The organism is Amycolatopsis acidicola (assembly GCF_007713735.2).
GTDB classification, from domain to species: Bacteria; Actinomycetota; Actinomycetes; order Mycobacteriales; family Pseudonocardiaceae; genus Amycolatopsis_E; species Amycolatopsis_E acidicola.
Genome location: NZ_VMNW02000079.1, coordinates 18364 through 44817 on the forward strand (window position 1 = coordinate 18364; position 26454 = coordinate 44817).

The window sequence follows — 26454 nt, forward strand, 5'->3', positions numbered from 1 at the left end:
GGGTGGTATCGCGATATCGCGGGTGAAGGAATACCACCGGGCCGGGCGGCGCCAGGACCCCCATCGCTGCGGCGGGACAGGCTTCGGGAGCCTGGCACCGGAGCGCCCGCCGCGCCGAGGGCGCTGCCAGCCCACGGGCCCGACACAACACCACCGCCCAGCCGCCCAAGCAGGCCGTGGAAACCGGGCAGCGAGGCCGACGCGGCCGCCATCGACGGAATTCTCGCCCGGCTATCCCGACACAGGCCCCCGGCGAAGCAAAGTCGTGGAAACCGAGCACCGCCGCGCGCTGCCGAGACAAGCGCTAGCCGACTAGCCCGAAAACACCACCGCCCCTCCGCCGATACACGCCACGGAAACCGGGCACCACAGCGGCCGCCGCCCCACAAGCGCCGCCCATCACCGCCGCCGCTCCCGGCCACACAGGCCGACCCGCGCCGCGGCCTGGTCAGCCCAGTCCGGTGTGGCTCTTGAACAGCTCACCCGCCGTCGGGACCGGGCCGCGCGGCCAGCGGGACGGCTCCCACAGCGCCGAGCGCTTCAGTGCCTGTCCACAGTGGACGAACAGCTCGTCGATGTCCACCACCAGCGCCAGTTCCGGCGGCTTCCCGCGGTCGGCGAGCCGCGCCAGCAACGACTCCTCCCGCACGATCCGCGCGCGGCCGTTGATCCGCAGCGCGTGTTCGATCCCCGGCACGATGAACAGCATCGCCACGCCCGGGTCGCGCAGGATGTTCCGCATGCTGTCCAGCCGCCGGTTCCCGCGCCGGTCCGCGATCGCGATACCGCGCCCTTCGTCGAGCACCACGATGCTGCCCGCCGGATCGCCCCGCGGCGACAGGTCCAGCGCACCGTCCTCGCCCCCGGTGGCGAGCAGGAAGAACGTCGACCGAGCCAGGAACTCCGCCGAAACCGGGTCCACGTACGAGATCGACTTCTCCGCGATCGCCTCGTGCGGCGGCTCCACTATGGTGCGCAACTCGGCCTCCGACGCCACCTCCGTGACCGGGCTCCCCTTCCAGTACCCGGCGCAGTAGATCCAGTCGTCCCGCCAGCCGCGTTCGGTCAGCTGCCGGTGCACCGCGCGCGCCAGCTTCGCCTCCCCCGCCACCCAGCCGTACGGGCGCCCGGCCGGGAACTCGGTGGCACGCAAGGCTTCCAGCGTCGTCGAGCCCCGGGCGGAACGGGGCAGCCACCTCACCTGGACGTCGCCGGCCGTGGTGAACCGCTGCGTGTCCGAAGGCGACGCGACATCCAGAAACGCCAGCGCCTTCGCCCGCTCCGGCAACGCTTCGATGATCGAGCCGATCGCCGGCAACGCGGTCTCGTCCCCGACAAACAACTGCCAGTCCGCCTCGCCCGGCCGGTACTCCACGCCCGCCGGCGCGACAGTGCCCTTCGCCGGGGCCACGATGCCCAGAATGTCGCCAGGCCGCGCGCGCCGCGCCCAATCCGTGGCCGGGCCGTCGTGCCCGTGCGCGGCGAAGTCGATGTCGAACTCACCGGCCTCGGGCCGGTGCGCGCGGATCGTATAGGTGCGCAGGATCGGCCGCGCCTCGACCGGCATCGCGCGGTATTCGCCATACCAGTCCTCGCCCAGCGGCAGCCGCGGCACGAGCTGCCCGGCGGGCGGGATGAACAGCTTCACGCGCTGGTCATACCCACCACTGGTCAGCCCGCTCACCTCCGGACCGCCGAAGGTGAGCCGCAGCATCCCCGGGGTCACGCGACGGGCGGCCAGCACCGTCGCGTAACAGACCGCCGTGGGCACGTCAGTGCGCCAGCGCCGACGAAGCCATCGGGACGATCTTGTCCAGGGCGTAGGTGATCCCCGGGACGGTCGCGCTCGACATCGCCGTCGAGACCGTCTTGTCGTCGAACACGATCGAACGCCCCGCCTGCACCGACGGGATCGTCTTGAACAGCGGGTCGCCGGTCACCGAATCCGCGGTCACGCCGATCGGGAAGATCATCGTCAGATCGGCGTCGAGAAGATCGAGCCGTTCGTTCGACACCGTCACCGAGAAGCTGTCCCCCGCCTCCGCCTGGATCTTCGGCGAGTTCACGAACCCAAGCCTGGTCATCAGCTCGACCCGGCCGTCCCCGTTCACGTAGCCGCCGTAGCCGTTCACCGTCTTCGACCCGACCGCCACGGTCTTGCCCTTGAACTCCGGGTGCTGCGCCGCCGCGGCGGTGAACTTCGCGTCCAGGTCCGCCTTGAGCTTGTCCGCCTGCTGCGTGCGCCCCAGCGCCTTGCCGACCAGATCGAGCTGCTGCTGCCAGCTGGTCAAGTACGCCGTCGCGCCCTTCGGCACGCTGACCACCGGCACACCCAGCTTCGACAGCTGGTCGTAGCGGTCCTGCTTACCACTCGCGCGGGTGTCCAGGATCAGGTCCGGGTGCAGCGCGGCGAGCTGCTCCAGGTTCACGTCCAGAGTGCCGAGCATGGTGGGCGCGGTGGTGTAGCGCTGCGTCATCCACGGGCCGAGGCCGTCACCGCCGAAGGCCAGCCAGTCGGCGGCACCCACCGGCTGCACGCCGAGCGCGACAGCGGTTTCCGCGTCGCCCCAACCCAAAGCGACCACCCGCTTCGGCTCGCTCTTGATCGTGACGTCACCGAACTGCGTCTGCACGGTCACCGGGAACGCCCCGGCATCGGAGCTCCCCGTCTTCGCCCCGTCCTCTGTGGACGTCGTCGTGCCGCACGCGGCCAGCACCATCACCAGAACCCCGAGCAGGGCACCCCAAGCGCGTTTCATCCCAGCCATCCTCCACGTTAAGCTTTGGCTACCCTAACCAGGCGAGGGGACGAATCGGAAGGTGCCCTCCATCACGGGATGATCAAAGTCGCGCGGCGCCGGCCCATTCACGCAGGAACCGCTTCCGCAGCTCCTCTCCCCGCACGGCCGCCCGCTCGTGCAGAACCCCGAGCACGAACGCCTCGCGCGGACCGGTCATCCCCGCGAGATCGCGCAACAACTTCCGGGTCTCCACGAGATCATGGTGGTCGCCGAGCGTCGTCTGCACCCGCTTCGAGCCGCGCCGCCACTCTCGCACACGACGGCCGAACACCGGCCGCACCGCGTCCGCGGCATACCGCGCCTGCTTCGCCTTCTTACGCACGGAATGCAACGCGGAGTCCTCGTCCTCGGCGTCGGACAACTCGTCGACGGCACGCACGAGCCGCCGGTCGGCCCGATCCAACGCGTGCTGCAATTCGCGACGCGCGGGCAGCCCGGCGTTCTCGGTCAGCGGCGGCTCAGACGTCAGTTTCTCCAGCGCACCAAGCAAAGCCGCATACCGCGCGCTGTCGAGCGCGGCCGCCACCGAATCCCACGCCTCTCGTTCCGCCCGCTCGAAATGCTGGTCCACGACGCGTCGCGCGCTCGACGTCTCCCCCGGCAGACCGGTGAACTGCCGCGCCAGCCCCTCGCGCAGGACTTCGAGATCACGGGCGTCGGACAGCACCCGCCCCAGCCACTGCAGCTCGTCGGCCAGCTCGCGCGTCCGTCCGCGGTCCAGCACGCGCCGGAACGACCTGAGCGCGCTTCGTAAGCGGCGCAAGGAAACCCGCAGCTGGTGCACCGCGTCCTCCTCCTGCTTCCGGACGCCGATGTCCCAGCGGCGCACCGCGTCGACCTGATCACGGAGATACGCCAGCACCACCTCACCCGCGGTCGAACCCCGTCCGACGTCCTCGTCCTCGGGCAGCCAGTCGGCCAGCAGCCGCTTCAGCTTCGAGGGCCAGTGCCCCGGCCGCGCCCCGGAGTTCGTCAGCTCCTCGCTCAACGTGTCCAGCAGCCCGGTGTCGGCACCCTCCTCGAGTTCGACCTCCAGTTCCCGCCAGCCGTCCAGATGGACCTCCGCGCCCGCCTTCTCCCCCGTCACATGATCATCGGTCAGCACGGCGAGCCGCCGCCCGGCCGCGTTGCACAGCTCGTAGGTGTAGCGCTCAGTCTTCAGCCGGGCGATTTCCGTTATCCGGGCGCCTTTCGCGTAGGGCTCCATGCGCTCGCGAAGCTCGGCGGGCAGCTCGTCGGACAACGGCAGCTGGTACTCCTCGCGGGTGTCCTTCCCGGCGGGCACCTTCAGATGCCACCCCGCGTCGCCGCCGCCCGCGCGTCTGCGCAACGTGACCCCGGCCTTGAGCAGCCGGCAGTCCTCGGTGTCGTAGTAGACCGCTTCCAGGGTCGCGAGTTCCGGCGACCGCTGGGTCACGATCGGGCCGACCCCGGACAGGTCCGGGACCGCCCGCCCCGGATCCAGCTCGAATTTCCGCTCTCTCTCCACGAAAAGCGCACCAGTCATTCCTCAGGGTTGCCCCGGCCGGGTGACCGGAAAACCCGCCGCGACGCGGCAAGCGTCCGCCCACGCCCGCGCGGCGGCGCCGGGTTCCTTGTCCCGCAACAAGATCAGCCCGATCGGCGGATGCGGCGGCGCCGGATCGAGCCGATGCACCTCGACCGGCGGCCCGGGCGCGCGGGCCGCCGAAGCGGCGACCAACGCGACGCCCAGTCCGGCCGCGACCAGCTCCCGGATGCTCGCCGCGCTGTGCGTCTGGAAGCGGATCTCCGGCTCGAACCCCCGTGCCGCGGCGCGCAAGATCTCATGCAGCCCGCTTCCCTCGGGCAGGCAGACGAACGGCTCGCCACGGACGTCGTCGAGGGAGCTGACCCGGCGGCCGCCGGGCGGGGTGATCAGCACGATCTCTTCCGGCGCAAGCACTTCGGCGGAGTACCGGCTCGCCAGATCGGCGTGCACGGGCCCGAGCACGACGTCGACCGTGCCGGCGTCGAGCTCCGCGAGCAGTTGCGCGATCAGCCCGGTCCGGAGTTCGAGCATGACACCGGGATAGGCCCGGCTGAACCCGGCGAGCAGCGACGGCAACTCCAGCGAGCCCAGCACCTGCGTCACCCCGACGCGCAGGGATCCGCGCAGCACGGCCGAAAGCTCGTCGAGATCGGCGCGGACCCCCTCGACCTGAGCCAGGATTTCCCTTGCCCTGGCGAGAAAAAGGCGGCCCGCGGCGGTGAGCTGCACGGTCCGCGTGGTGCGTTCCAGCAGGGTGATGCCCAGTTCCCGTTCCAACCGCTTGATCTGGGCGGACACGGCGGGCTGCGCGATCCGCAGCTGTTCGGCGGCGCGGCTGAACCCTCCGCACCGCACGACCGCCTCGAAGTAGACCACCTGGCGAAGCTCCACAGATCTATCGTGATCCGCGATAGACGCCAGCACAAGATGCTCTTGGACTTATCAATCTGCCGCGCCGAAGCTGGAGGACATGCGGCAACGACGACTCGGCGAACTGACCACCTCCGCGCTCGGACTCGGGTGCATGGGCCTGTCCCAGGGCTACGGCCCGGTGGACGAGGACGACGCGATCGCGCTCGTCCGCTCCGCGCTCGATCAGGGAGTGCGCCTGCTGGACACCGCGATGAGCTACGGACAGGGCCACAACGAACGGCTGCTGGCCCGCGCGATCGCCGGACGGCGCGACGAGGTCACCCTGGCCACCAAGTTCGGGATCGTGCGGACCGGCGACGGAGTCCACCTCGACGGCCGCCCGGAGCACGTCCGCGGGCACTGCGAGGAATCGCTTTCCCGCCTCGGCGTCGACGCACTCGATCTTTACTACCTCCACCGGGTCGACCCCGAGATCCCGGTGGCGGAGACCCTCGGCGCGATGGCGGATCTGGTACGGGAAGGAAAGGTGCGCAACCTCGGCCTGTCGGAAGTGACCCCCGGACAGCTCGAACAGGCCGTCGCCGTGCACCCGGTCGCCGCGGTGCAGTTCGAATGGTCGCTGCTGTGGCGGGATCCGGAACTCGATCTCGTGCCGGCCGCGCGGCGCCTCGGCGTAGGCCTGGTCCCTTACAGCCCGCTCGGCCGCGGCCTGCTCACCGCCACACTCACCCCGGAAACGGCTCCGGAGAGCGCTTTCCGCCGGGACGATCCCCGGTTCCGCGGCGACGAACTCGACGCGAATCTCCGGCAGGCGCGGCGACTCCACGCGCTGGCCGCCGAACTCGGCTGCACGGCGGGTCAGCTCGCGCTCGCGTGGCTGCTCGCCCAGGGCGAAGACGTGGTCCCGATCCCCGGCACGCGCAACCTTGCCCGCCTCGCCGAGAACATCGCCGCCGCCGATCTCGCCCTCAGCACCTCAGACCTCCGTAGCCTTGACGGGACCACATGGGCAGGTGACCGCCGGTCCTTCGCGGTTCCCGCTACAACGCGCCGCGTATAGGTCGTTATACATCTGGTGGTCTGGGTGAGAATGTCCCCATGACCGATTCCGCGCCCGCCCGCACCCGCAACCGCTGGGGCGAAGGCGAGCGCCTCCGGGGCGAGATCCTCGACGCCGCCAGCCGCCTGCTCTCCGGGCTCGGCGGCGAGGACGGGCTGACCATCCGCGGCGTGGCCCGCGCCGCGGGGATCGCCCCGGCGAGCATCTACCAGCACTTCACCGACCGCACCGCGCTCGTGCGCGGGCTGCTGGAGCACGAGACCGGCAGGCTCAGCGAGGCGATGCGCGAGGCGGACGAGAAGACCGACCCGGAGGACGCCGTCGGCCGCGTGCGCGCCCAGCTCCACGCCTACTGCGCCTTCGCCATCGACAATCCCGGGCACTACCGGCTGATCCTCAACCACGGCACGAACCGGTCCGAGTCCCCGGCGCCGCACGGGCCGCTGATGGACGTCATCGCCCTGCTCACGGCCGCTTTCGAGCGGTGCACCGAGGCGGGACACAGCCTCCGGGTGCCCAGCGAGCGCGCCGCGGTGCTGGTGTTCGTCGGGGCGCACGGGCGCGTCGCCCTGTTGCACAGCAACCCGAGCGAGCGCAGCGCCCGTTCCGTGCGCCCGTTCATCGACGAACTGCTCTCGCTCGTGTTCGATTGAGCCCGTTTTTCCCTTTGCTACCAACAAAAACTACGCCATTCCGGTGGCGAGGTGGCCAACTTCCCACCCGTTTGCCTAACATGTGTTCAGGAAGTCTCCGAACATTCGTTTGGTAACTGTGCGCTACAGGAGGTTTCGTGCCCACCACGCCCACCTATCCGATGACCCGCGGCCAGTGCCCGTTCGACCCGCCGCCCGAGCTCGCCCGGCTGCAGGCCGAAGAGCCGGTGTCCCGCGTCGAACTCTGGGACGGGAGCACGCCGTGGCTGATCACCCGGTACGAGGACGCCCGCGCGGTGCTCGCGGACCCCCGCGTCAGCGCCGACACCGACCGCTCCGGTTACCCGCACGTCTCCCCCGCCACCGCCGCGCGCCGTAAGCGCGCCAAGGCTTTCATCAGCCAGGACGACCCCGAGCACGCCGCCGCGCGGCGGCTGCTCACCCGCGACTTCATGGTGCGGAAGATGCGGGCCCTGCGCCCGCGCATCCAGCAGATCGTCGACGAGCTGATCGACGACCTGATCGCCGGGCCGAACCCCGCCGACCTGGTCGAGGCCTTCGCGCTGCCGGTGCCGTCACTGGTGATCTGCGAGCTGCTCGGCGTCCCCTACGCCGATCGCGCCTTCTTCCACCGCGCCAGCCGCGCCATCATCGCCCGCGACACCACGCCCGAGCAGGCCGTCGCCGCGACCCAGGAACTGCTCGACTACCTCGGCGACCTCGCGGTGGCGAAGGAGAAGGAGCCGGGCGAAGACCTGCTGAGCAGGCTGGCCGTCGAACAGCTGCGCACCGGAGCGATGACCCGCGAAGAGATCGGCGCGATGGGCCAGCTGCTGCTCGTCGCCGGGCACGAGACCACCGCGAACATGATCGCGCTCGGCACCGTCGCGCTGCTGGAGCACCCGGACCAGCTGGCCGCCGTCCGCGACACCGAAGACGAAGCGCTGATCGCGAACGCCGTCGAGGAACTGCTGCGCTACCTCAACATCACGCACTCCGGCCGCCGCCGCGTCGCGACGGAGGACCTGGAGATCGGCGGGCAGGTGATCCGCCGGGGCGAGGGCCTGATCATCGCCGGGGACATCGCCAACCGCGACGACTCCGCGTTCCCCGACCCGGACCGGCTCGACGTCACCCGCAAGGCGCGCCACCACGTCGCGTTCGGCTACGGCGTGCACCAGTGCCTCGGCCAGCCGCTCGCGCGGATCGAGCTGCAGGTCGTCTACAGCACGCTTTACCGGCGGCTCCCGGGCCTGAAACTCGCGGTGCCGCTGGAAGAACTGCCGTTCAAGCACGACATGATCGTCTACGGCGTGCACGAGCTGCCCGTCACGTGGTGAGGAGGACCCGGTGAAGATCACCATCGACCAGGACCGGTGCGTCGGGGCGGGCCAGTGCGTGTTCGCCGCCGCCGAGGTGTTCGACCAGCGCGACGAGGACGGGATCGTGGTGCTGCTGCAGGACTCTCCCCCGGCGTCGTTGCAAGGCGAGGTGCGCGAAGCCGCGTCGGTGTGCCCGGCACAGGCGATCGAGGTACAGGAGGACTGAACCTCAGTGACGGCGCAGCAACGCCTTGAGCAACCGGAACGGGCCGGCCAGCAGGCCGCGTAGTTCCGCGCGCGCCAGCACGGCCGGAAAGTCCGCGCCGCGTCCGGCGTTGCGGGCGCTGTCACGAGAAAGCAGGTGCGCGAACCCACCGCGCAACCGCCGGAGGATCGGGAACAGCTCCCCCGGCCTCCGTCCGATGTAGACGGCGAACAACGCGAACAGCCCCACCCCGTACCCGTGGAGCTGGCCGGCCAGTTCGCCGACCTCACGCCGGTGCTCGTGCCGGACCACCGCGTCCGGCGTGTACACCAGCACGCCGCCGCCGCGCACGTGCCGGATGAACAGCTCCAGGTCCTCCCCCGACGCCGTGGGAGTACCTGGTCCCAGCAACGGGTCGCAGCCGCCGAGGGCGCGATAGCCGGTGGCGCGCCAGGCCATGTTGTTGCCGGAGCCGAACAGGCCCGCGGCGAACGGGTACAGCGCCGAGCGGCCTTCGTCGGCGGCGGTGAACCTGGTGCGGTGGAAGCCTTTTCCGAACCCGCCCCAGTCCTCGAACCACTGCTGCGCCGGGGTGTCGAGCGACAGCGGGAGCACCAGCCCGGTGACGCAGCCGACGTCGGGATCGGCGAACTCCCGGGCGAGTCCGCTCAACCAGTGCGGGTCCGGCACGGCGTCGTCGTCGGTGAACGCGACGATCTCGCCCCGCGCCTCCCCCGCGCCGCGATTGCGCGCGAAACTGACACCGGCGCGCGGCTCGGCGACGTACCGGAGCCTGCTGTCGGTGCCAGCGAATTCCTTGAGCCGCAAGGATTCCGGGCCGCCCGGCCGGTTGTCCACGAGCAGGATTTCCAGTACCGGATAATCGCCGGCGAGCACCGACCCCGCGCACCGGCGAACCTCCTCGGCGCGCCCGGCCGTCGCGATCACGACGCTCACCGTGGGGCGCGCGAAGCCGTCCGCTTCCGACACCGTGGGAAGATCACGGGTCGCCGCACGAAGCAGTTCCTCGTCCACTTTCCCTTGGCGTACGGGGACTTCCAGCTCGCCGAGGACGTGCCGGCGTGAGCGGACCAGTACTCGCGCCGTGGCCGCGCCCGCGGGTTCACGCGACAATCGCAGCTCCCGCGCGGTGACTTCGAACTCGCCCAGCGCCACGGGGCCCGGCCCCGTCCCGGTCATGCGCGCCGGCCGCGTCTGTCATGCATGGGAAAACTCTAGACGGCGCCGGTGTCAGATCCGTGTTGCGGGACCAGCGCGCCCTCCAGTTTGCCCACCAGTCCGGCGAAAACCACTCGCTCGTCCTCGCTCAGCGCGGCGATGGACTCCGCTTCGTGCTCCAGGAGCCGCCGGACCGCGGACTCGATCAGCCGGTGCCCTTCCGCGGTGAGCCGTACGGCGACCGCGCGGCGCGACGCCGTCGACGGGGCGCGCTCGACCCAGCCGGCTCGTTCCGCTCGCGCCACCCGCTGCGACACCGCGCCCGCCGTGACGAGCGTGCGCTCGGTGATCTCCCGCGTGGTCAGCTCGTACGGCGGGCCCGCGCGGCGGATCACGCTCAGCAGATCGAGCGTCGCCGGGTCGAGACCGAGGGCGGCCAGCGTGCGGCGGCGGTCGTCGGCGAGCACCTTCGCGATCCGCCAGACCGGCGTTACGATCTCGATCGAACCCGTGGGAACGCCTGGCAGCTCTCGCCGCCAGGACGCCGCGATGTCCGCCGCGGGCCACGTCGAGACCGCGTGCACCTCATCCCCGGGTTTCGACAACTCACTCACCTCGCTGCTACGTTTAGCGCTAAATCTAACACGGGAGGAAAGTCAGTGACACGCATCGTGCTCGTGACCGGGGGCAGCACCGGACTGGGCAAGGCCATCGCCGCGCGGTTCCGGGCGGACGGCGACACCGTGGTCATCACCGGCCGCCGCGAGGACCGGCTGCGCGCCACGGCGGCCGAACTGGGCGCGCGCCCGGTTCCCTGCGATGCCGGCGATCCCGCGCAGGTCGCCCGGCTCGCGGCGGACCTGCCCGAGCTCGACGTGCTGGTCAACATGGCGGGCGGCAACACCGACCTGACCCGCGAAGCCACCGGCACGCTGGAGGACACCCGCGCGGCCTGGCACGCCAACCTGGACGCGAACCTGCTCAGCGCGGTCCTCACCACCACGGCGCTGTTGGACGCGCTGCGCCCCGGCGGCTCGATCATCAACGTCAGTTCGATCGGCGCCGAGTACGCCGTTTCCTCCTACGGCGCGGCGAAAGCGGCGCTCGCGGCGTGGACGGCGGGCCTGTCGGCGCAGGCCGGGCCGAAGGGACTGACGGCGAACGTCATTTCCCCCGGTCTCATCGAGGAAACCGAGTTCTTCCAAGGGAAACTGACCGACGAGCGCCGGGCGAGGCTGATCGCCGCCACCCACGACGGGCGCGCGGGCAAGCCGGACGACATAGCCGAAACCGCGTACTTCCTGGCCTCACCCGGCGCGCGGCACATCACCGGGCAGACCCTGCACGTCAACGGCGGAGCACACACCACACGCTGAAACCGTTGCCCGGCAATGCCCACCGCGGTTCAGTTCACGGGGATCTTCGCCTTCGGGCGGCTCACCAGCGCAGGCAGGTGCCGGTCGGCGAGGCGGGCCAGCACCGCGAGCACCACGGCGACCAGCACCACGAACACGGCGTTGCGGATCGCCGTGCCGAGCCCGATGCGGGTCACGTCGAGGAACGGGTACGGATACCAGTGCGTGAAAGCGCCCTGCACGAAGATATAGACCAGCCACGCCGCGGGCCACAGGAACGCGGCCGCGACCGTCGCCCAGCTGATCCGGGAGCGGGGCCCGAAAAGGAGCCAGCCGAGGACGAACGCCCATGGCGAGACGTAGTGGAAGCCGACCGTCGCGACGTGCGCCCAGCCGGTCAGGTGCACCTGGTTCGCGAGCACGAGGTCGTAGACGACGCCGGTGATCAGGATCCCGAGCAGCGCGTCGAGCCGCACGACCCGCCAGACCGGCCCGTCGAACAGCGGCCGGGCGGCGAGCACGACGCAGACGGCCAGCACGAACAGGTTGCTCTGGATCGTGAAGTAGCTGAACAGCCGCCAGATCCGCACGCCAAGGCTCACGACGGCGCCCTCGCCCGAGTTCGCGTCCGCGCCACCGGTGCCCAGCAACACGAGCTGCACCACCAGCGACCCCGCGACGACGACCGCGATCACCCCGTGCCACCACCGGGAAACCCCTGCCGCCACTCGTCCTCCGTTCACCGGCTGCCCGGGAGAGTAACCCGGCCCGCCGGCGGACGCCTGTCGAAAGTGGACTAAGCCGGCTGTCGCCGCACCCACCAGATTCCCACGCCCAGCGCAGCCGCCGCGTACAGCGCCAGCACGCCTAGCCCGGCCCAGGGCGCGATGGCCGAGTCGTAGCGCTGCACGGTCTCCTGGATCGCGAACCCGGCCGACGGGGTGATCCGTTCCAGCCACTGCGCCGTGGAGACCGGCAACGTCGTGCCGATGATCCGCGGCAGCAGGACCAGCACCAGCACCGCACCGATCGCGATCGACCGGCGGCGGACGAACATCGCGACCCCGAGCCCGAACACCGCCGTCAGCGCGGCCAGCAGGGAAGAACCCAGCGCGGCCCGCAGCACCGCGGGTTCACCGAGCGACGGGACGAAGATTCCCTTACCTCGCACCACATTCGCGCCCACGAGGTAAGCGCCGAGAGCGGCGACGAGTCCGCCCGCGAAGGCCGCCGTGCCCAGTGCCGCGGCCTTCGCCGCGAGGAGCGGGCCGCGTCTGGGTACCGCGATGAACGTGGTCCGCAGGAGGCCGCCGCGTGCCTCCGCGGAGAAGGTGAACACGGCCAGCGCCACGAGCACCACGAGGCCGATCATGATGCTGGACAACAGATCCCGGGCAGCGTCGCCCGCGTACCGGCTGGCCCCGAGCTCACCCGACGCCCGCACGGTGAGCGCCGGCCCGTCCGCCACCGGCTGGCTCCACGGCGGCAGGGTCTGCGCCTGGACCGGCGTGACCGCGACGTTGTCGAACACCGCGGGCACCGGCCCGGGCTTCTCCTCGATGCTTTCGCCGCCGAGCCCGCGGCTCACCACCACCGAACCCGGGGCGGTGGCGAACAACCCGGTCTCGACCCGCTCCCCCAGCCCGTGCACGGTCACGACGCCGATCTGGGTCCAGGTGGCACCGTCCTCCGACTGGTACCCGGTGATCAGCGCGTCGGTGCGGGTCAGCCGGAGCCAGCGCGCGGCGGGGCTGCCGGTGGCCTCGGTGGCGAAATCCGTGACCAGCCGCGGGCCTTGGCCCGGCGCGGCGATCAGCGCGGCGTACGGCGCGCCCGCGTCGGCGGAGGCGCGGATCATCAGCCCTGCCCCGGCGGCGGTGTCCTGCTCGTCCTGCGAAACCACGCGGGCGACGACAGTGCCGTTCCCGGTCATGGTGCGGTGCAGGAAACTCGCGCTGTCCGCGTACTGCCCGAGCGAACCGGCGGTGCGCGCGGGCGCGTCCGGCGTGGACGCCGCCGCGACGAGCGCCGCCGTGCCGATGGTCAGCACCGAAGCGGCCGCGATGGTGGCCACCCAGGCGGGCACCGAGCGCAGCTTCGTCCACTCCGCGCGGAACAGCTGCGGGAACCCGTCACGGCCGCGCGGCACCGAGCTCGAGTAACTCATGCGGGCACCTGCTCGGCGGTCTTCCTGGTCAGCTCCAGGTACGCCTCCTCCAGCGACGGCCGGTGTTCGCTGACCCCGGAAAAGGGCACGACCCCTTCACTGAGCACGCTGACCACGCGGTCGGCGGGCAGCCCGGACACGGTGATCTCGTCGCCGCCCCCGGCGGTGACGGTCGCCCCGGCGTGCGCGAGCACGGTGATCGCCTCCTCGCGGTGGGAGGTGTGCACGGCGACCAGGCCATCGGACACGGCCGCCAGCAGGTCCTTCAGCGGCGCGTCGGCCAGGAGCCTGCCGCGCGTGACCACCACGACGTGCTCGGCGGTCTCCTCCAGTTCACGCATGGTGCGGCTGGTGATCAGCACCGCGCGGCCCTGCGCGGCGAGCTCCCGCAGCAGCCCGCGGAGCCAGGTGGCGTCGTCCGGGCCGAGGCCGTCGAACGGTTCGTCCAGCAGCAGCACGGGCGGATCGCCCAGGAGCGCGGCGGCGAGATCGAGCCGGCGCCGCGAGGCCGGGTCCAGCGTGCCGATGGCGCGTTTGGCCACCGCGGACAGGCCCGTGAGTTCGAGGACTTCGCCCGCCCGCGTGGCCGGCAGGCCGTTCGACTGGGCCAGCCAGCGCAGGTGCGTGCGCGCGCGGCAGGCGGGATGGGGCGCCGTCCCCCACAGCACGGCGCCGGCCTCGCGCAGCGGCACGCGGAGTTCGCGGTACTGGCGGCCGCTGATCAGCGCCATCCCCCGGTCGGGGCGTTCGAGCCCGAGCAGCACCCGCAGCGTCGTCGTCTTGCCCGCTCCGGCCGGTCCGCCGAACCCCGTGACGTGACCTGGGGAAACGGTGAACGTCAGGTCGTCGAGGGCCACGGCGGTGCCGTAGCGCTTGCGCAGCCCGCGTACCTCGATGGTGGCATCCATGCCCGAGAGACTACGAACCCCGCTCCCGGGCGCTCCGCCGCGCCCGCCCCTGTTCGCCGAAAAGGGTCCCGCAAGGCACCCGGTGACCGCCAGAATGGCCGGATGACGGCAATCCGGGACTGGCCACTTCCCGCGGCGATCGTGCTGGGCGTGCTCGCGACGGGGGAATCCCTGTCGCGCGCGGGGGAAGCGGGCACCGCGGCGGTGGTGATCGGGCTCGCGGCGACGGTGCCGCTGGCGTTCGCCACCCGCCACGCGGCCGGAGCGGCGCTGGTGATCGCGCCCGCGACAGCGCTTACTTCCTTGTGCTTCCGGGGTTTCCCGGCGGTCACGGGGCTGCTCGCGCTCGCCGCGGTGTGTTCCGTGCTGGCGCGCACCCACGTCGGGCAGCTGCGTGCGGGGCGCGCGGAGCAGCACGCGATGCAGGACTCCTTGCGGGAGCTGACAGTTCGCGGCGCGCGGTCGCGGATCGCGTGGGAGCTGCACGACGTGGTCGCGCACCGGATTTCGCTGATCTCGGCGCGCGCGGAGTCGGCGCGGCTGAGCACCCCGGAGCAGGCGACCGCCGGGCTGCACGTGATCGGCGAGACGGCGCGCACGGCGCTGATGGAGTTGCGGCGGGTACAGGAGTTACTCCGCCCGGACGCCGGGCACGAGCCCATCCGGCCGTATACCGGACTCGGCCAGATGCTCGAACTTGTCGACGGCGCAAGGGAAACCTCGGGCGCCGACGCGAGATTGATCGTGCACGGCACGGTCACCGGCCTGGATCCCGGTGTCGAACTGGCGGCGTGCCGGATCGTCGAGGAGTCGCTCGCCGGCACGGACGGCTGCCCGGTCGCGGTCGAGCTGGACTACACGGGCGACGACCTGCGCGTGCGGATCTCCGACGCCGGCCCCTTGTCGCCGGACGGCCCGGAACTGCTCGGGATGCGTGAGCGGGCGGCGACGGTCGGCGGCGAGTTGCGCACGACGCCCGCGCCGGGCACCGGGCTCGCGGTGGAGGCCCGGCTTCCCGTCGCGTGAAGGGTCAGCGGTTACGCCACACCGGCGGACGTTTTTGCGCGAACGCCGTGATCCCTTCGAGCGCGTCCTCGCTCACCAGCAGTTCGTCGAGCGCTTCGGTCGGGTGGTTGACCGCTTCGACGGTGTCGGCGATGCCCCGTGTCTCGGCCATGATCTGCAGCGACAGCCGGACCGACGTCGGCGAACCCTCGAGGATCGACGCCGCCAGCTCGCGGGCCCCTTCGAGTGCCTTGCCTTCCTCGGTGACGCGGTTGACCAGCCCGTAATCGCGCGCCTCCTCGGCGCCGATCCGCCTGCCGGTCAGGATCATCTCGGTCGCCACCTTTTCCGGGACCGTCCGCGGCAGCCGCACGAGCCCGCCCGCGCCGGCGACGAGCCCGACCTTCACCTCCGACAACGCGAACTGCGCGGCGGCGTCGGCGACCACGAGGTGACACGCCATCGCGATCTCCAGCCCGCCGCCCATCGCGTAGCCGTTCACGGCGGCGATCACCGGTTTCGGCAGCGCACGGCGGCCGGTCAGCCCGGCGAACCCGTTCTTGGGCGTCCACAAGGGTTTCCCGGACGCCGAGTACACGAGGTCGTTGCCCGCGGAGAACGCTTTCTCCCCGGCGCCGGTGAGGATCGCGACCCACAGGTCGGGGTCGGCGAAGTAGGCGTCGAAGATCTCGTCGAGTTCCTGGTTCGCGGGTGGGTGCAGGCTGTTGCGCGCGTCCGGGCGGTTGATCGTCACCTCGAGCAGGTGCCCGTCGCGGCGAACCTGCGCGTACTCGTAGCTCTCGCGGAACCCCACCGGGCGCGGCGGGAGCAGCTCGTTCATCCGCTCCTCGGTCAGCGCCGCCCGGTTGCCGAACCCGAAGGAGCGCACGAAAAAGCGCGTACCGAGGTCGAGCTGGTCGAGCAGCTCGGAATCCTCCGCCAGCGCGACGAAACGCCGGTCGTCGGCCTCCAACCGTCCGATGAGGACACCGGTCCGGCCGTGCCCGTGTTTGACCGTGTAGGTCTCGACGGTCGCCCAGCCGTCCGGATGCACTGCCTGCTCGACGACGGGCAGCGCGTCGATTTCGGCCTGCAGCCCGGCGTCCCGGCTCGCGCGCCAGTCCGCGGGCGTCGTGGAGTACACGCCGGTGGAGTACTTGCTGAGCATCCCGCCGTTCGCGCCGACGAGCCCGTACGCGCCGGGCTCGGCTCGCAGGCGCTGCACCGTTTCGGCGATGGCGTGCAAGGAATAGTCGTTGCCCGCGCCGCCGAAGAACGGCAGGCCACCGGTGAGCGTCAGCCCGCGCGGGTCGTCGGTGGCGAGGCCGATTCCCTCACACACGGCGAAGACGGCGATCGGGAAACAGCTGTAGAGATCGATCGTGCTCAGCTCGGCGACGCTGATCCCGGCGAGCTCCAGCGCGTGCTGCACCGAGCGTACGGCGGCCTGGCCGGTGGACAGGTCCACGCGGTCCATCAGGTGCTGCTCGCGCAGATCGGAGTGGCCGTGCAGGAACACCCACTTCTCCGGGGGCACGCCGAGTTCGCGCGCCGCCTCCACGGACATCAGCACCGCCGCGGCGCCCTGGTTCACCTGGTCCCTGGCCACCAGAAAGCGGGTGTAGGGGTCGGCGATCGGGCGGTTGCGCTCAGTCGGCGTGGCCAGCTCTTCGGCGCTGCGCTCGACGGGCGCCGCCGCGTACGGGTTCGCCGCGGCGACTTTGGTGAACGGAGCGAACAACTCCCCCATCGTGCGCGCGTACTCCTCGCGCGACTGCTTGAGCCGGGCCCGCCGCGCGTTCTCGAACAGCGCGTACTGGCTGGGCGCGTCGATCAGCTGGTGCGCCACGAGTTGTTGTCCCGCAAGGCCTTTGAGCCCGAAGCCACGGTCTTCGAGACTGCCTTCGACGTGTTCGGTGAAGTCCGGCTTGCCCTCGGCACCGGCGAAGGCGCGGGCCGTGGAGATGGCTTCGGAGCCGAAGACGAACGCGACCCTGGACCCGCCCGCGGCGATCGTGCCGGCGAGTTCGGTGACCAGATGCTGGGGCGACTGCCCGCCGGAGACCTCGAGGATCGCGCGGGCCGGATCGGCGCCGGCACGCCGGGCGACCGAGCGCGGGTAGTTGTCGGACTTGCCCAGCGGCGCGTGGCCGAGCGGGCTGGAGATCTCGAACTGCCGGACCCCCGCCGCGGTGTCGGCGGCGGCCGCGACGGCCGCCGGGTCCGCCCCGGTGTCCTCCAGCGCGGCCCGCAGGGCTTCGGCGGCGAGCCCGACCGCGGAGAGGCGGCGGTACCCGGGATCGTCGAGGCGTTCGGCGAACTGGCCGACGCCCACCAGCACGGGGGTGCGCGGATCGGGTTCGAACATCCCCGGACGCTATACTGACGGCTACCGTTCAGTAAACAGGAGGGTGGTCCATGCCACGCTCGGCAGGCTCCGGCCGCCCGCGCGACCCCGAGGTCGACCGGCGGGTGGCCGCCGCGGCCATCGGCCTGTTCGGCGCGGAGGGCTGGTCCGGGTTCAGCATCGAGGCGGTCGCCAAGCGGGCCGGTGTGGGCAAGGCGTCGATCTACCTGCGCTGGCCCACCAAGGAAGCGCTGCTGCTGGACGCTGTGCGGCAGTACGTCGGCGAAGTCACCGAGATCGAGGCGACCTCGGTCCGCGAGGAGCTGATCCGGCTGGCGCTGCAGCTGTTCCGGCACTACCTCGGCGACACCGGGCGCGCCGCGATGCGCCTGGCCCTGGACGCCGATCGCATCCCGGCCGTCGCCGGGCACTGGGCGAAGATCCGCGAGTCCCAGATCCTGGCGGCCCGCGCGATCGTGCGGCGGGCGATCCGCCGCGGCGAGCTGCCCGAAGGCACGTCGGTCACGTTGCTGCTGGACACGTTGTGCGGCGCGGTCGTGAACCACGTGCACGCCACCCCGCCCTCGGCGCAGGCGAAACTGGCGGATTCGGCGGAAAGCTACGCGCGTGACCTGGTGGACTTCCTGCTGCCGAACGTCAGCTGAGCTCGGCGCGCACGAACTCCCCCGGCGCCGGCCCGGCCTGCGCCAGTATCGTGCCGTCGGCGCGGCGGATGCTGGAGCCTCCGGTGGCCGGCTCGAAGCCGCCACCGGTGTGCCCCGCGAAGCTGGCGACGGCCACCCACACGCCGTGCGTGGTGGCCACGCGGTGTGCTCGTTTCTCTTGCAGGTCCTTGTTTTCCACCGTCTCGGCCGTCGCGGCGACGTAGCCGTCGATGCCCAGCGCGGCCGTGTTGGCGGCGTGCTCCGGCACCCCGAGGTCCTTGCAGATCGCCAGCCCCACGCGGAACCCGTCGATGTCGAGGACCGCGGGCGTGTCACCGGGGCGGAAGTGCTCCGGCTCCGGCCCGCCGAGGTAGATCTTGCGGTACGCCACCGACACGCCCGTCCCGTCGACCGCGAGCAGCGCGATGTGCGGCCCCGGCACGGGCGCGCCGACGAGCGCGAGCGAGCCCGTCTCGGCGCAGGCGTCGACGAGGGGCGCCAGCCGCGGGTCTCCGGGCGCGATCGGTTCCGCCCCCAGCTCGTAGCCGGTCAGCGACAGCTCCGGGAACACGATCACCCGGGCGCCCGCCGCCCGCACGAGCCGCGCGTGCTCCGCCACGTTCGCCTCGACGGCGTGCGAGAGCGACACCGGCTGGGCCACCGCGACGTTCAGGGATGCGCACACCCGCCGATCATGGCAGGCGCGAGGCGCTGGGGCAGCCGATATTCACCGTCCTCTGCCGAGCCCGCGCCGTCCTCAGCCGCTGATGTTCACCATCCACTGGACGCCGAACTTATCGGTGCAGTAGCCGAATTCGTCGCCCCACATCTGCTTCTCCAGTGGGACCGCGATGGTGCCGCCCTCGGCCAGTTTCTCCCAGTAGCCGCGCAGTTCGTCGGCGCTGTCGCCGCTGAGGCTGACCGAGATGTTCGTGCCGGGCTGGTGTTCCATCTCCGGCGGGGTGTCGGCGGCCATGATCGTGTAGCCGCTGCCGGTCTCCAGCATGCCGTGCATGATCTTGTCCGCGTGCGGGGCGTCGGCCTGGCCGAACTCGCCGAAGGTGTTCAGCGTGAGGGTGCCGCCGAAGACGTCGCGGTAGAACTCCAGTGCCTGGCGCGCGTTGTCGCGGAAGCTGATGTAGGGGTTGAGGCGGGAGGGCATGGTGATTCTCCTTCGGTAGTCCTGGTCTGAAGTCGGAAACGATCAGTGACGGGTTACACGGCCGGGACCCGGCCGGGGAAGGCATGATCGGCGGCATGGCCGACCACGCGTTCACGGACGAACGCCTCGCCGCGTGGTACGACGCGCTCAACTCCGGCCGTGATGACCTCGAGTTCTACCTGCCCCTGGTGCTGTCCGCCACCGCAGTGCTGGACGTCGGCTGCGGCACCGGCACGCTCCTGGGCGAAGCCCGCCAGGCCGGGCACGAGGGCCGCCTGTGCGGGCTGGACCCGGCGGCCGCGATGCTCGCCGAGGCCCGCCGTCACGAGGGCGTCGAGTGGGTGCTCGGCGACCTCCTCTCGACACCCTTCCGGGGCGAGTTCGATCTCGTGGTGATGACCGGGCACGCGTTCCAGGTGCTATGCACCGACGAGGAGTTGCGCGCGACGCTCTCCGCCGTCCGCGCCGCTCTCGCGCCCGGCGGCCGCTTCGCCTTCGAGACGCGCAACCCGGCGGCGCGGGCGTGGGAGCGCTGGACGCCTGAGTACGCAAGGGAAATCACCGTCGGCGGCGAGACCGTCCGGATGGCGCACGAGGCGGAGACGCCGCGAGACGGGCTCGTCCGCTTCACCACGACGTACACCGGCGCAGGCTGGGAGGACCGAAGCACCAGCGTCCTCCGCTTCACCGGTGAGGCCGAGCTGGACAGGTTCCTCGCCGAAGCGGGCCTGCGCGCCGTCGAGCGCTATGGGGACTGGGGCGGCGGCCCCGTAACCGCGGACAGCCCGGAACTCATCACGATCGCCACGGTGGTCAAGCCCGCCGTGGATGGCTAACCTACCGAGCGACCGATAAGTATGGCGCAGTGAGGAGGACAACGTGAAGGTTTCCGACGGTGTGGCGCTGGTGACCGGCGGCGCGTCGGGCCTCGGGCTGGCGACCGTGCGGGCATTGCACGGCGCGGGCGCGAAGGTGGCGATCATCGACCTGCCCACGTCCGAGGGCGAGAAGATCGCCGCGGAACTCGGCGACTCCGCGGTGTTCACCCCCGCCGACGTGACCAGCGAAGCCGACGTCACCAAGGCGCTCGACGCCGCGGCCGGACTCGGTCCGCTCCGGACGGTCGTGAACTGCGCCGGCATCGGCAACGCGATCAAGACCGTGAGCAAGAAGGGTGCCTTCCCGCTGCCCGACTTCACGAAGGTCGTCACCGTCAACCTGATCGGCACCTTCAACGTCATCCGCCTCGCCGCCGAGCGCATCTCGCACGCCGAACCGGTGGGCGAAGAGCGCGGTGTGATCATCAACACCGCCTCCGTCGCGGCCTTCGAGGGCCAGATCGGGCAGGCCGCCTACTCCGCGTCCAAGGGCGGGATCGTCGGCATGACCCTCCCGATCGCCCGCGACCTGGCGAGCCTCGGCATCCGCGTGGTGACCATCGCCCCGGGCCTCTTCCACACCCCGCTGTTCGCGGCGCTGCCGGACGAGGCGATCTCCGCGCTCGGCGCGCAGGTCCCGCATCCCGCCCGCCTCGGCGACCCGGCGGAGTACGCGGCGCTGGCGAAGCACATCGTGGAGAACCCGATGCTCAACGGCGAGACCATCCGGCTCGACGGCGCGATCCGGATGTCGCCGCGGTGAGCGCGTTCGAAGCCCTGCTGGACAAGCATTCCGGGCACGTCGAACTGCGGGACAGGGTGCTGCGCTGCCCCATCGCGACGGCCGCCGCGGGGAACTCGCTCGACGAGGCCCGCATGGCGAGCGCCACCGAACTCCTGCGCGCCATCGGCGAGGGCGCGAGCGAGGTCGGCGCGGTGCTGATCCACAGCGAGGGCAAGAACTTCTGTACCGGCGGCAACGTGAAGGCGTTCGGCTCGGCCGAGGATCCCGGCGCGTTCGTCACGGACCTGGCCACCACGTTCCACGAGTTCATCCTCGCCGTCACGCGCGCGCCGGTGCCGGTGGTCGCGGCGGTCAGCGGGTGGGCCGCGGGCGCGGGCATGAGCATCGCGCTCGCCTGCGACATCGTGGTCGGAGGGCCGGGCACGAAGCTCCGCCCGGCGTACCCGTCGATCGGGTTCTCGCCGGACGGCGGGATGTCGTGGTCGCTGCCCCGGATCATCGGGCCGGCGCGCGCCCGGGACCTGCTGCTCACGGATGGGGTCCTGGAGGGCGAGGAGGCGGCGCGGCTCGGCGCGCTCACGCGTTTCGTGGCCGACGAAGACGTCCTGGCCGAAGCCCGGGAAATCGCGGGCCGGCTGGCGAAGGGACCCACGGGGTCCCTCGGCCGGATCAAGCGGCTGGCACACGAATCCGCCGGCCGCGACCTGCCTGCCCAGCTCGCCGAGGAAGCACGCTCGATCGGCGAATGCGCCGCGAGCCCCGCCGGACGGGAGGGCGTGCGCGCGTTCGCGGAACGGCGCGCGGCCGACTACTCCGGCACCTGGTGAACCCGAAGACCGAACAGAAAGGACCGAACGTGCCGGGACCGTTGCAGGGATTGCGTGTCGTGGAGCTGGCGGGGATCGGGCCGGGCCCGCACGCCGCGATGGTGCTCGCCGACCTCGGCGCCGACGTCGTCCGGGTGGAACGCCCGGCCAAGGGGCTCGACCCGACCGGTGAACGCCCGGACCACCTGCTGCGCAACCGGCGCTCGGTGGCCGCGGACCTCAAGTCCGCCGAAGGGCTCGCGCTGGTCAAACGCCTGGTCGCGAAGGCCGACGTGCTGCTCGAAGGCTATCGGCCCGGGGTCGCCGAGCGGCTCGGTCTCGGCCCGGACGCCTGCCACGAGCTCAACCCGGGCCTGGTGTTCGGGCGGATGACCGGCTGGGGCCAGGAGGGTCCCCGGGCGCCGCGCGCCGGGCACGACATCAACTACATCTCGCTCACCGGCGCGCTGCACGCGATCGGCCGCGTGGATGAGCGGCCGGTGCCGCCGCTGAACCTCGTCGGCGATTTCGGTGGCGGTTCGATGTTCCTGGTGGCCGGGGTGCTGGCGGCGTTGTGGGAGCGGCAGAGTTCCGGGCGCGGCCAGGTGGTGGACGCGGCGATGGTCGACGGGGCCAGCGTGCTGTCGCAGATGATGTGGGCCTTCCGCGGCGCCGGGACCTGGAGCGACACGCGCGGCGTGAACCTCCTCGACGGCGGCGCGCCCTACTACGACACCTACACCTGCGCCGACGGCCGGTACATCGCGGTCGGCTGCCTGGAGTCGCAGTTCTACGCGGAGTTCCTGAAGGGGCTCGGTCTCGACGGCGAGGAGCTTCCCCCGCAGACCGATCCGAAGGGCTGGCCGACGCTGCGTGCCCGGTTCACCGAGGTGATCGTGAGCAAGACGCGCGACGAGTGGGCCGAAATCTTCGCGGGCACGGACGCCTGCGTGACGCCGGTGCTGACCTTCGCCGAGGCCCAGTCGGACGAGCACCTGGCCGAACGCGGCACGCTCGTCGAGATCGACGGGGTGGCCCAGGCCGCGCCCGCGCCGCGGTTTTCCCGTACCCCGGCGGCAAAACCGGCTCCCCCGCGCGAGACGGGAGCCGACACCGAAGCCGTGCTGTCGGACTGGGAAGCCTGAGGAGTCACTCCACCGCGTCGATCAGGCCCCACTCCAGCGCTGTGGTGGTGCCGAGCGGCCGGCCCGACAGGGCGAGGAACAACGTGCGCCACCGGCCGGCCCGGCGCGGGATGCTGACCGTGCCGCCCGCGCCCGGGATGAGCCCCATCCCGACCTCAGGCAGCCGGAACGTGGTGCCCTCGCGGGCGATCACGCGGCCGGCGAAAGCGGGCAGCTCGATGCCCGCGCCCACACAACTGCCTTGAACGCGGACTTCGGCGCGCTCAGCCAGCCTGTGCAGCAGCAGACCGGCGCCGCCGCGCGTGCGCACGAAATGCGCGGTGGCCAGATCCGGCGTCGTGCCGAACTCGTCGAGATCCCCGCCCGCGGAGAACGACGGCCCGGCGCCGGTGAGCACGACGCGCTCGATGCTGTCGTCCAATTCGGCCAGCCGCAACGCTTCCACGAGCGCGTCCCGCACTTCACGGCCGTAGGCGTTGCGCCGTTCCGGCCGGTTGAGCGTGATGAGCAGCCGCGCCCCGTCACGCTCGACCAGCACGGGCTCCGTGGACGGCGGCGGCAGGGGGCGTTCCCCGCGTTTCTCCAGCCAGCGCGCGAACTCCGCGCCTCCGAGCAGGGTCGAGTAGGCGAAGGACTCCAGATCGAGGGCCGCGGCGACGTCTCCCCCGCCCGCGCGCAGCACTTGCGCCAGCACGAGCGCGGCCTGCGGGTTGTCGTGCGCGGCGGCACGCAGGAATTCGGCGTCCGCCACCGGATCTTCCGAGACCACGAACTCGGGTCCCGCGTTCGAACCGGGCGGCACCAGCGTGACGTCCAGCCGCGCGGCGGCTTCGCGAGGGAACTCGCCGACCCCGACCAGGATCTGGTCGCCACGCGGGGGCACGGGCTCGCCCGCGCGGACGATCACGAGCGGTTCGTGCAGTAGCACGGAGACGTCGGGACCCATAGCGGGCAAAGCCTACCAACGCGTAGGCCACAATCGACGGTCATGGACCAGATTTCAGCCACGCCCGGCGTCGCCGGGCAGCCGGGCGGGCCCGAGTTCGGCCGGATGATCGAGGCGCTGCGGACCGTGCAGGCCGCGATCACCGGCGCCGCTCCCCCGCCCGAGGTCTCCGCCGAGGTCGGCGCGATCCTCGAGACGGTGGCCGGCGCGCTCGAGCCTTACCTGGTCGGCGAAGACGAGCAGCTCAGCGGGCACCGCGACGATCTGCCGGGGCGCGGCCAGCCACTGCTTCCGCCGCTGTGGCTGGACGAGCGGGACGAGACCCACCTGCGCGGGCGCGTCACGTTCGACCGCTTCCATCTCGGGGGCAACGGCGCCGCGCACGGCGGCGCGATCACCGTGCTGTTCGACGAGATGCTCGGCAGGCTGGCCAACGCGGGCCGCAACCGGGCCCGGACCAAGTACCTGCAGGTGGAGTACCACCGGATCACGCCGCTCGACACCGAGTTGCGCGTGGAAGCCAAGATCGCCCGCGTAGAGGGGCGAAAGCGGTTTCTGACGTGCGCGCTCTACGACGGCGAGCACCTCACCGCCGACGCCGAAGGGCTGTTCGTGGAGCTGCTGCCCGGGCAGCCCTGAGTCCACTGTGCACGGTCGGCCACCAGGCCGGACGGGGCGCGCTGTGGCATCGTGAGCCCGTGGCTTCCCGGATCCGCAGCTGGCTGACCGACTGGACCGTGGTCGGCCCGCTGATCGCCGTACTCGCGCTCGTTCTGACGTGGGGCCGGAAACTGCCGCTCGTGGTGGTGCTGCTGGTCGCGCTGTGCCTGGCCGCGGCCGTGCTCGCGGCGGTGCACCACGCGGAGGTCGTGGCGCACCGCGTCGGCGAGCCGTTCGGGTCTCTCGTGCTCGCGGTCGCGGTGACGATCATCGAGGTGGGCCTGATCGTCACCCTCATGATCGGCGGCGACGCGAAGACGGCGAGCCTGGCGCGGGACACCGTGTTCGCCGCCGTGATGATCACCTGCAACGGGATCCTGGGGCTGTCGCTGCTCGTCGGCGCGTGGCGGCACCGGGTCGCGGTGTTCAACGCGGAAGGCACCGGCGGGGCGCTCGCGACGGTCGCCACGCTGTCCACGCTGAGCCTCGTGCTGCCGACGTTCACCACCAGCCGGCCGGGGCCGGAGTTCTCGCCGGCGCAGCTCGCGTTCGCCGGTGTCGCTTCGCTTGTGCTGTATGGGCTTTTCGTCGCGATGCAGACCGTGCGGCACCGCGACTACTTCCTGCCGGTCAAGCAGGGCACGGAGGAACACGCTGACCCGCCGAAGGCCAGCGCGGCGTGGCTCAGCCTGCTGCTCCTGCTGGTCGCGCTGTTCGCCGTGGTGGGCGACGCGAAGGTGGTGTCGCCCGCGATCGAGGACGGGGTCAGCAAGGCCGGGTTCCCGCAGGCCGTGGTGGGGGTGGTGATCGCGCTGCTGGTGCTGCTGCCGGAGACGATCGCGGCCCTGCGCGCGGCGACGCGGGACCGGATCCAGACCAGCCTCAACCTGGCGCTGGGCTCGGCGATGGCCAGTATCGGGCTGACCATCCCGGTGATCGCGCTGGCTTCGGTGTGGCTACCCGGGACCCTCGTGCTCGGACTGGGCAGCACACACCTCGTGCTGCTGGCGCTCACCGTGATCACCGGCGTGCTGACCGTCGTGCCCGGCCGCGCGACCCTGCTGCAGGGCGGGGTGCATCTGGCTCTCTTCGCGAGTTTCCTGTTCCTGGCGGTCAATCCGTGAGGGAACGGCGTTCGCGGCCCGTGCGCCCGGACTCCTCGACGATGCCCTGCAACGCCTTCACGTGCGAGTGCAGCACGTCGCGCCCGGATTCGCTGAGGTTGAGCCAAGTCCGGGGGCGTTTGCCCACGTAGCCTTTGCGGACCTCGAGGTAGCCGGGTTTGCTGAGCGTGGTGACCTGTTTGGACAGTGCGGAGTCCGACAGCCCCACCGAATCGCGGACCCAGCCGAACTCGCCCCACTCGGTGGCCGCCAGCAGCGAGACGATCGACAGCCGGGTGGGGTCGAGCAGCAGCGGGCAAAGTTCAGCTTCGGCCATCGACGGTGCTTCCTCCGGGGATGGCCGCCTTCGCCAGGCCGCGGCGCAGGTGCGGGCCGAAGGCGATCAGCAGCAGGGCGAGCACCGCGCCGAAGATCGTGCTGAGGTAAGGAACGTGCACGCCGTCCGGACGGATCACGCCCAGTACCAGTATTCCCGCGATCGACAGCAGCATCAGGCCGAAGATCAGGAGGTGGGTGCCGCGCCGGAACTGCGGTGAGATCGCGTCCCGGTGCACGCGCGCCGGCTGCCCGAACATCGCGGCGCCGCGGCGTGTCCTGCCCGCGGCGAGGTAGACCAGCACCAGTGCCGCGAACACCAGGCCCGGCCAGGACGCGCCGGGCAGGAAGTCGGTGGACGCGCTGTACAGGAAGATCACGATGCCGGTGACCACGTCCAGCCAGCGCGCGCCACTGGCCAGCGCGGTGCGGGCCTGACCCCGCCCCTGCCCGACGGTGCCGAGTGCCTTCGCCGCCTCTTCCGGAGTGGGCTCGGTAGCCATCTTCGTCCCCCTGGTTTTCCGTCGGTTCAACCACTTGCCTGAGTGGAAAGTATCAGGTCACTTTCCACTCAGGCAAGTGGTTGCCTCCGGGGGAAGGTTCGGTGGTGCGGGGCGTTGGGG

28 protein-coding genes are annotated in these 26454 nt (G+C 71.5%); 13 read left to right on the forward strand and 15 right to left on the reverse strand.

The features are described 5' to 3' along the window. Window positions 1-448: 448 nt before the first annotated feature. The 4 genes from FPZ12_RS35205 to FPZ12_RS35220 all read right to left on the reverse strand — a co-directional run bounded on the left by FPZ12_RS35205 (window position 449) and on the right by FPZ12_RS35220 (window position 5202). Entirely contained in the window at window positions 449-1771 is a 1323-nt protein-coding gene (locus tag FPZ12_RS35205) for an MSMEG_1061 family FMN-dependent PPOX-type flavoprotein (protein ID WP_144750459.1), read from the reverse strand. A 1-nt stretch (window position 1772) separates the two neighbouring features. After that, window positions 1773-2759: an iron-siderophore ABC transporter substrate-binding protein gene (locus FPZ12_RS35210; RefSeq protein ID WP_144750461.1), complete on the reverse strand. Its 987-nt coding sequence runs from the start codon at window positions 2757-2759 to the stop codon at window positions 1773-1775. 82 nt (window positions 2760-2841) lie between these two features. Beyond that, window positions 2842-4308, reverse strand: coding sequence for a CYTH and CHAD domain-containing protein (locus FPZ12_RS35215; RefSeq protein WP_144750463.1), 1467 nt, complete (start codon window positions 4306-4308; stop codon window positions 2842-2844). Window positions 4309-4311: 3 nt separating this feature from the next. Further along, the gene (locus tag FPZ12_RS35220) at window positions 4312-5202 is read right to left on the reverse strand and encodes a LysR family transcriptional regulator (protein ID WP_144750465.1); all 891 of its coding nucleotides are present in this window, start codon (window positions 5200-5202) and stop codon (window positions 4312-4314) included. A gap of 79 nt (window positions 5203-5281) precedes the next feature. Here FPZ12_RS35220 and FPZ12_RS35225 point away from each other — a divergent pair, with 79 nt between their 5' ends. The 4 genes from FPZ12_RS35225 (at window position 5282) to FPZ12_RS35240 (ending at window position 8445) form a co-directional block, all read left to right on the forward strand. Further along, entirely contained in the window at window positions 5282-6244 is a 963-nt protein-coding gene (locus tag FPZ12_RS35225; RefSeq protein WP_208026127.1) for an aldo/keto reductase, read from the forward strand. A 38-nt stretch (window positions 6245-6282) separates the two neighbouring features. Continuing rightward, complete coding sequence (locus tag FPZ12_RS35230) at window positions 6283-6897, forward strand: TetR/AcrR family transcriptional regulator (protein WP_144750467.1); 615 nt, start codon at window positions 6283-6285, stop codon at window positions 6895-6897. 137 nt (window positions 6898-7034) lie between these two features. Further along, window positions 7035-8237: a cytochrome P450 gene (locus FPZ12_RS35235; protein ID WP_243770202.1), complete on the forward strand. Its 1203-nt coding sequence runs from the start codon at window positions 7035-7037 to the stop codon at window positions 8235-8237. Between the two features lie 10 nt (window positions 8238-8247). Beyond that, entirely contained in the window at window positions 8248-8445 is a 198-nt protein-coding gene (locus tag FPZ12_RS35240) for a ferredoxin (RefSeq protein WP_144750469.1), read from the forward strand. A gap of 3 nt (window positions 8446-8448) precedes the next feature. Here FPZ12_RS35240 and FPZ12_RS35245 read toward each other — a convergent pair whose 3' ends face one another. Together FPZ12_RS35245 and FPZ12_RS35250 are read right to left on the reverse strand one after the other, a co-directional pair. Continuing rightward, complete coding sequence (locus tag FPZ12_RS35245) at window positions 8449-9624, reverse strand: glycosyltransferase family 2 protein (protein ID WP_144750471.1); 1176 nt, start codon at window positions 9622-9624, stop codon at window positions 8449-8451. 35 nt (window positions 9625-9659) lie between these two features. Continuing rightward, entirely contained in the window at window positions 9660-10208 is a 549-nt protein-coding gene (locus tag FPZ12_RS35250; RefSeq protein WP_144750473.1) for a MarR family winged helix-turn-helix transcriptional regulator, read from the reverse strand. A 54-nt stretch (window positions 10209-10262) separates the two neighbouring features. Here FPZ12_RS35250 and FPZ12_RS35255 point away from each other — a divergent pair, with 54 nt between their 5' ends. Next, the gene (locus FPZ12_RS35255; RefSeq protein ID WP_144750475.1) at window positions 10263-10979 is read left to right on the forward strand and encodes an SDR family NAD(P)-dependent oxidoreductase; all 717 of its coding nucleotides are present in this window, start codon (window positions 10263-10265) and stop codon (window positions 10977-10979) included. Window positions 10980-11008: 29 nt separating this feature from the next. Here the strand turns inward: FPZ12_RS35255 and FPZ12_RS35260 are convergent, their stop codons facing one another. The 3 genes from FPZ12_RS35260 to FPZ12_RS35270 all read right to left on the reverse strand — a co-directional run bounded on the left by FPZ12_RS35260 (window position 11009) and on the right by FPZ12_RS35270 (window position 14033). Then, the gene (locus FPZ12_RS35260; RefSeq protein ID WP_150980639.1) at window positions 11009-11686 is read right to left on the reverse strand and encodes a Pr6Pr family membrane protein; all 678 of its coding nucleotides are present in this window, start codon (window positions 11684-11686) and stop codon (window positions 11009-11011) included. 68 nt (window positions 11687-11754) lie between these two features. Next, window positions 11755-13125 carry a DUF1349 domain-containing protein gene (locus FPZ12_RS35265; protein ID WP_144750479.1) on the reverse strand — a complete coding sequence of 457 codons (1371 nt, stop codon included), beginning with the start codon at window positions 13123-13125 and terminating at the stop codon, window positions 11755-11757. After that, window positions 13122-14033: an ABC transporter ATP-binding protein gene (locus FPZ12_RS35270; protein WP_144750481.1), complete on the reverse strand. Its 912-nt coding sequence runs from the start codon at window positions 14031-14033 to the stop codon at window positions 13122-13124. The genes FPZ12_RS35265 and FPZ12_RS35270 overlap by 4 nt, the downstream gene beginning before the upstream one ends. A 102-nt stretch (window positions 14034-14135) precedes the next feature. Between FPZ12_RS35270 and FPZ12_RS35275 the strand changes: the two genes are divergently transcribed. Continuing rightward, window positions 14136-15059 (forward strand): sensor histidine kinase, encoded by a 924-nt coding sequence (locus FPZ12_RS35275; RefSeq protein WP_144750483.1) that lies wholly within the window; start codon window positions 14136-14138, stop codon window positions 15057-15059. Between the two features lie 4 nt (window positions 15060-15063). Here the strand turns inward: FPZ12_RS35275 and FPZ12_RS35280 are convergent, their stop codons facing one another. Then, entirely contained in the window at window positions 15064-17406 is a 2343-nt protein-coding gene (locus tag FPZ12_RS35280; RefSeq protein WP_150980642.1) for an acetyl-CoA acetyltransferase, read from the reverse strand. A 50-nt stretch (window positions 17407-17456) separates the two neighbouring features. Between FPZ12_RS35280 and FPZ12_RS35285 the strand changes: the two genes are divergently transcribed. Continuing rightward, the gene (locus FPZ12_RS35285) at window positions 17457-18050 is read left to right on the forward strand and encodes a TetR/AcrR family transcriptional regulator (protein WP_144750487.1); all 594 of its coding nucleotides are present in this window, start codon (window positions 17457-17459) and stop codon (window positions 18048-18050) included. Here FPZ12_RS35285 and FPZ12_RS35290 read toward each other — a convergent pair. Next, a complete protein-coding gene (locus FPZ12_RS35290; RefSeq protein ID WP_144750489.1) occupies window positions 18043-18735 on the reverse strand; it encodes a carbon-nitrogen hydrolase family protein in 693 nt (230 codons plus the stop codon). The two genes, FPZ12_RS35285 and FPZ12_RS35290, sit on opposite strands and share 8 nt — an antisense overlap. 72 nt (window positions 18736-18807) lie before the next feature. Continuing rightward, window positions 18808-19212, reverse strand: coding sequence for a VOC family protein (locus tag FPZ12_RS35295; protein ID WP_144750491.1), 405 nt, complete (start codon window positions 19210-19212; stop codon window positions 18808-18810). 95 nt (window positions 19213-19307) lie between these two features. Here FPZ12_RS35295 and FPZ12_RS35300 point away from each other — a divergent pair, with 95 nt between their 5' ends. From FPZ12_RS35300 to FPZ12_RS35315, 4 genes are read left to right on the forward strand one after another with little or no spacing between them, the layout of a single operon-like run. Continuing rightward, entirely contained in the window at window positions 19308-20048 is a 741-nt protein-coding gene (locus FPZ12_RS35300) for a class I SAM-dependent methyltransferase (RefSeq protein WP_144750493.1), read from the forward strand. Window positions 20049-20091: 43 nt separating this feature from the next. Continuing rightward, window positions 20092-20853, forward strand: coding sequence for a 3-hydroxyacyl-CoA dehydrogenase (locus tag FPZ12_RS35305; RefSeq protein ID WP_144750495.1), 762 nt, complete (start codon window positions 20092-20094; stop codon window positions 20851-20853). After that, window positions 20850-21662, forward strand: coding sequence for an enoyl-CoA hydratase/isomerase family protein (locus tag FPZ12_RS35310; RefSeq protein ID WP_208026128.1), 813 nt, complete (start codon window positions 20850-20852; stop codon window positions 21660-21662). Before FPZ12_RS35305 ends, FPZ12_RS35310 begins: the two co-directional genes overlap by 4 nt. A gap of 29 nt (window positions 21663-21691) precedes the next feature. Next, window positions 21692-22786: a CaiB/BaiF CoA transferase family protein gene (locus FPZ12_RS35315; RefSeq protein WP_144750496.1), complete on the forward strand. Its 1095-nt coding sequence runs from the start codon at window positions 21692-21694 to the stop codon at window positions 22784-22786. A gap of 4 nt (window positions 22787-22790) precedes the next feature. On the opposite strand, the gene FPZ12_RS35320 is transcribed toward FPZ12_RS35315, so the two are convergent. After that, a complete protein-coding gene (locus FPZ12_RS35320) occupies window positions 22791-23732 on the reverse strand; it encodes an enoyl-CoA hydratase/isomerase family protein (RefSeq protein WP_144750498.1) in 942 nt (313 codons plus the stop codon). 42 nt (window positions 23733-23774) lie between these two features. Here FPZ12_RS35320 and FPZ12_RS35325 point away from each other — a divergent pair, with 42 nt between their 5' ends. Beyond that, window positions 23775-24371, forward strand: a complete 597-nt coding sequence (locus FPZ12_RS35325) for a hotdog domain-containing protein (protein WP_144750500.1) — start codon at window positions 23775-23777, stop codon at window positions 24369-24371. 59 nt (window positions 24372-24430) lie between these two features. Beyond that, window positions 24431-25516: a calcium:cation antiporter gene (locus tag FPZ12_RS35330; protein WP_144750502.1), complete on the forward strand. Its 1086-nt coding sequence runs from the start codon at window positions 24431-24433 to the stop codon at window positions 25514-25516. On the opposite strand, the gene FPZ12_RS35335 is transcribed toward FPZ12_RS35330, so the two are convergent. Continuing rightward, a complete protein-coding gene (locus tag FPZ12_RS35335; protein WP_144750504.1) occupies window positions 25506-25832 on the reverse strand; it encodes a winged helix-turn-helix domain-containing protein in 327 nt (108 codons plus the stop codon). The genes FPZ12_RS35330 and FPZ12_RS35335 overlap by 11 nt on opposite strands. Beyond that, a complete protein-coding gene (locus FPZ12_RS35340) occupies window positions 25819-26334 on the reverse strand; it encodes a hypothetical protein (protein WP_150980645.1) in 516 nt (171 codons plus the stop codon). The genes FPZ12_RS35335 and FPZ12_RS35340 overlap by 14 nt, the downstream gene beginning before the upstream one ends. Between the last annotated feature and the right edge of the window lie 120 nt (window positions 26335-26454).

Excerpts from the sequence above, each read along its gene's own strand:
- FPZ12_RS35210 (WP_144750461.1), bottom strand. The coding sequence starts at position 2,759 with ATGAAACGCGCTTGGGGTGCCCTGCTCGGGGTTCTGGTGATGGTGCTG.
- FPZ12_RS35215 (WP_144750463.1), bottom strand. The coding sequence starts at position 4,308 with ATGACTGGTGCGCTTTTCGTGGAGAGAGAGCGGAAATTCGAGCTGGAT.
- FPZ12_RS35225 (WP_208026127.1), top strand. The coding sequence starts at position 5,282 with ATGCGGCAACGACGACTCGGCGAACTGACCACCTCCGCGCTCGGACTC.
- FPZ12_RS35230 (WP_144750467.1), top strand. The coding sequence starts at position 6,283 with ATGACCGATTCCGCGCCCGCCCGCACCCGCAACCGCTGGGGCGAAGGC.
- FPZ12_RS35245 (WP_144750471.1), bottom strand. The coding sequence starts at position 9,624 with ATGACCGGGACGGGGCCGGGCCCCGTGGCGCTGGGCGAGTTCGAAGTC.
- FPZ12_RS35265 (WP_144750479.1), bottom strand. The coding sequence starts at position 13,125 with ATGAGTTACTCGAGCTCGGTGCCGCGCGGCCGTGACGGGTTCCCGCAG.
- FPZ12_RS35270 (WP_144750481.1), bottom strand. The coding sequence starts at position 14,033 with ATGGATGCCACCATCGAGGTACGCGGGCTGCGCAAGCGCTACGGCACC.
- FPZ12_RS35275 (WP_144750483.1), top strand. The coding sequence starts at position 14,136 with ATGACGGCAATCCGGGACTGGCCACTTCCCGCGGCGATCGTGCTGGGC.
- FPZ12_RS35280 (WP_150980642.1), bottom strand. The coding sequence starts at position 17,406 with ATGTTCGAACCCGATCCGCGCACCCCCGTGCTGGTGGGCGTCGGCCAG.
- FPZ12_RS35285 (WP_144750487.1), top strand. The coding sequence starts at position 17,457 with ATGCCACGCTCGGCAGGCTCCGGCCGCCCGCGCGACCCCGAGGTCGAC.
- FPZ12_RS35295 (WP_144750491.1), bottom strand. The coding sequence starts at position 19,212 with ATGCCCTCCCGCCTCAACCCCTACATCAGCTTCCGCGACAACGCGCGC.
- FPZ12_RS35300 (WP_144750493.1), top strand. The coding sequence starts at position 19,308 with ATGGCCGACCACGCGTTCACGGACGAACGCCTCGCCGCGTGGTACGAC.
- FPZ12_RS35320 (WP_144750498.1), bottom strand. The coding sequence starts at position 23,732 with ATGGGTCCCGACGTCTCCGTGCTACTGCACGAACCGCTCGTGATCGTC.
- FPZ12_RS35325 (WP_144750500.1), top strand. The coding sequence starts at position 23,775 with ATGGACCAGATTTCAGCCACGCCCGGCGTCGCCGGGCAGCCGGGCGGG.
- FPZ12_RS35335 (WP_144750504.1), bottom strand. The coding sequence starts at position 25,832 with ATGGCCGAAGCTGAACTTTGCCCGCTGCTGCTCGACCCCACCCGGCTG.
- FPZ12_RS35340 (WP_150980645.1), bottom strand. The coding sequence starts at position 26,334 with ATGGCTACCGAGCCCACTCCGGAAGAGGCGGCGAAGGCACTCGGCACC.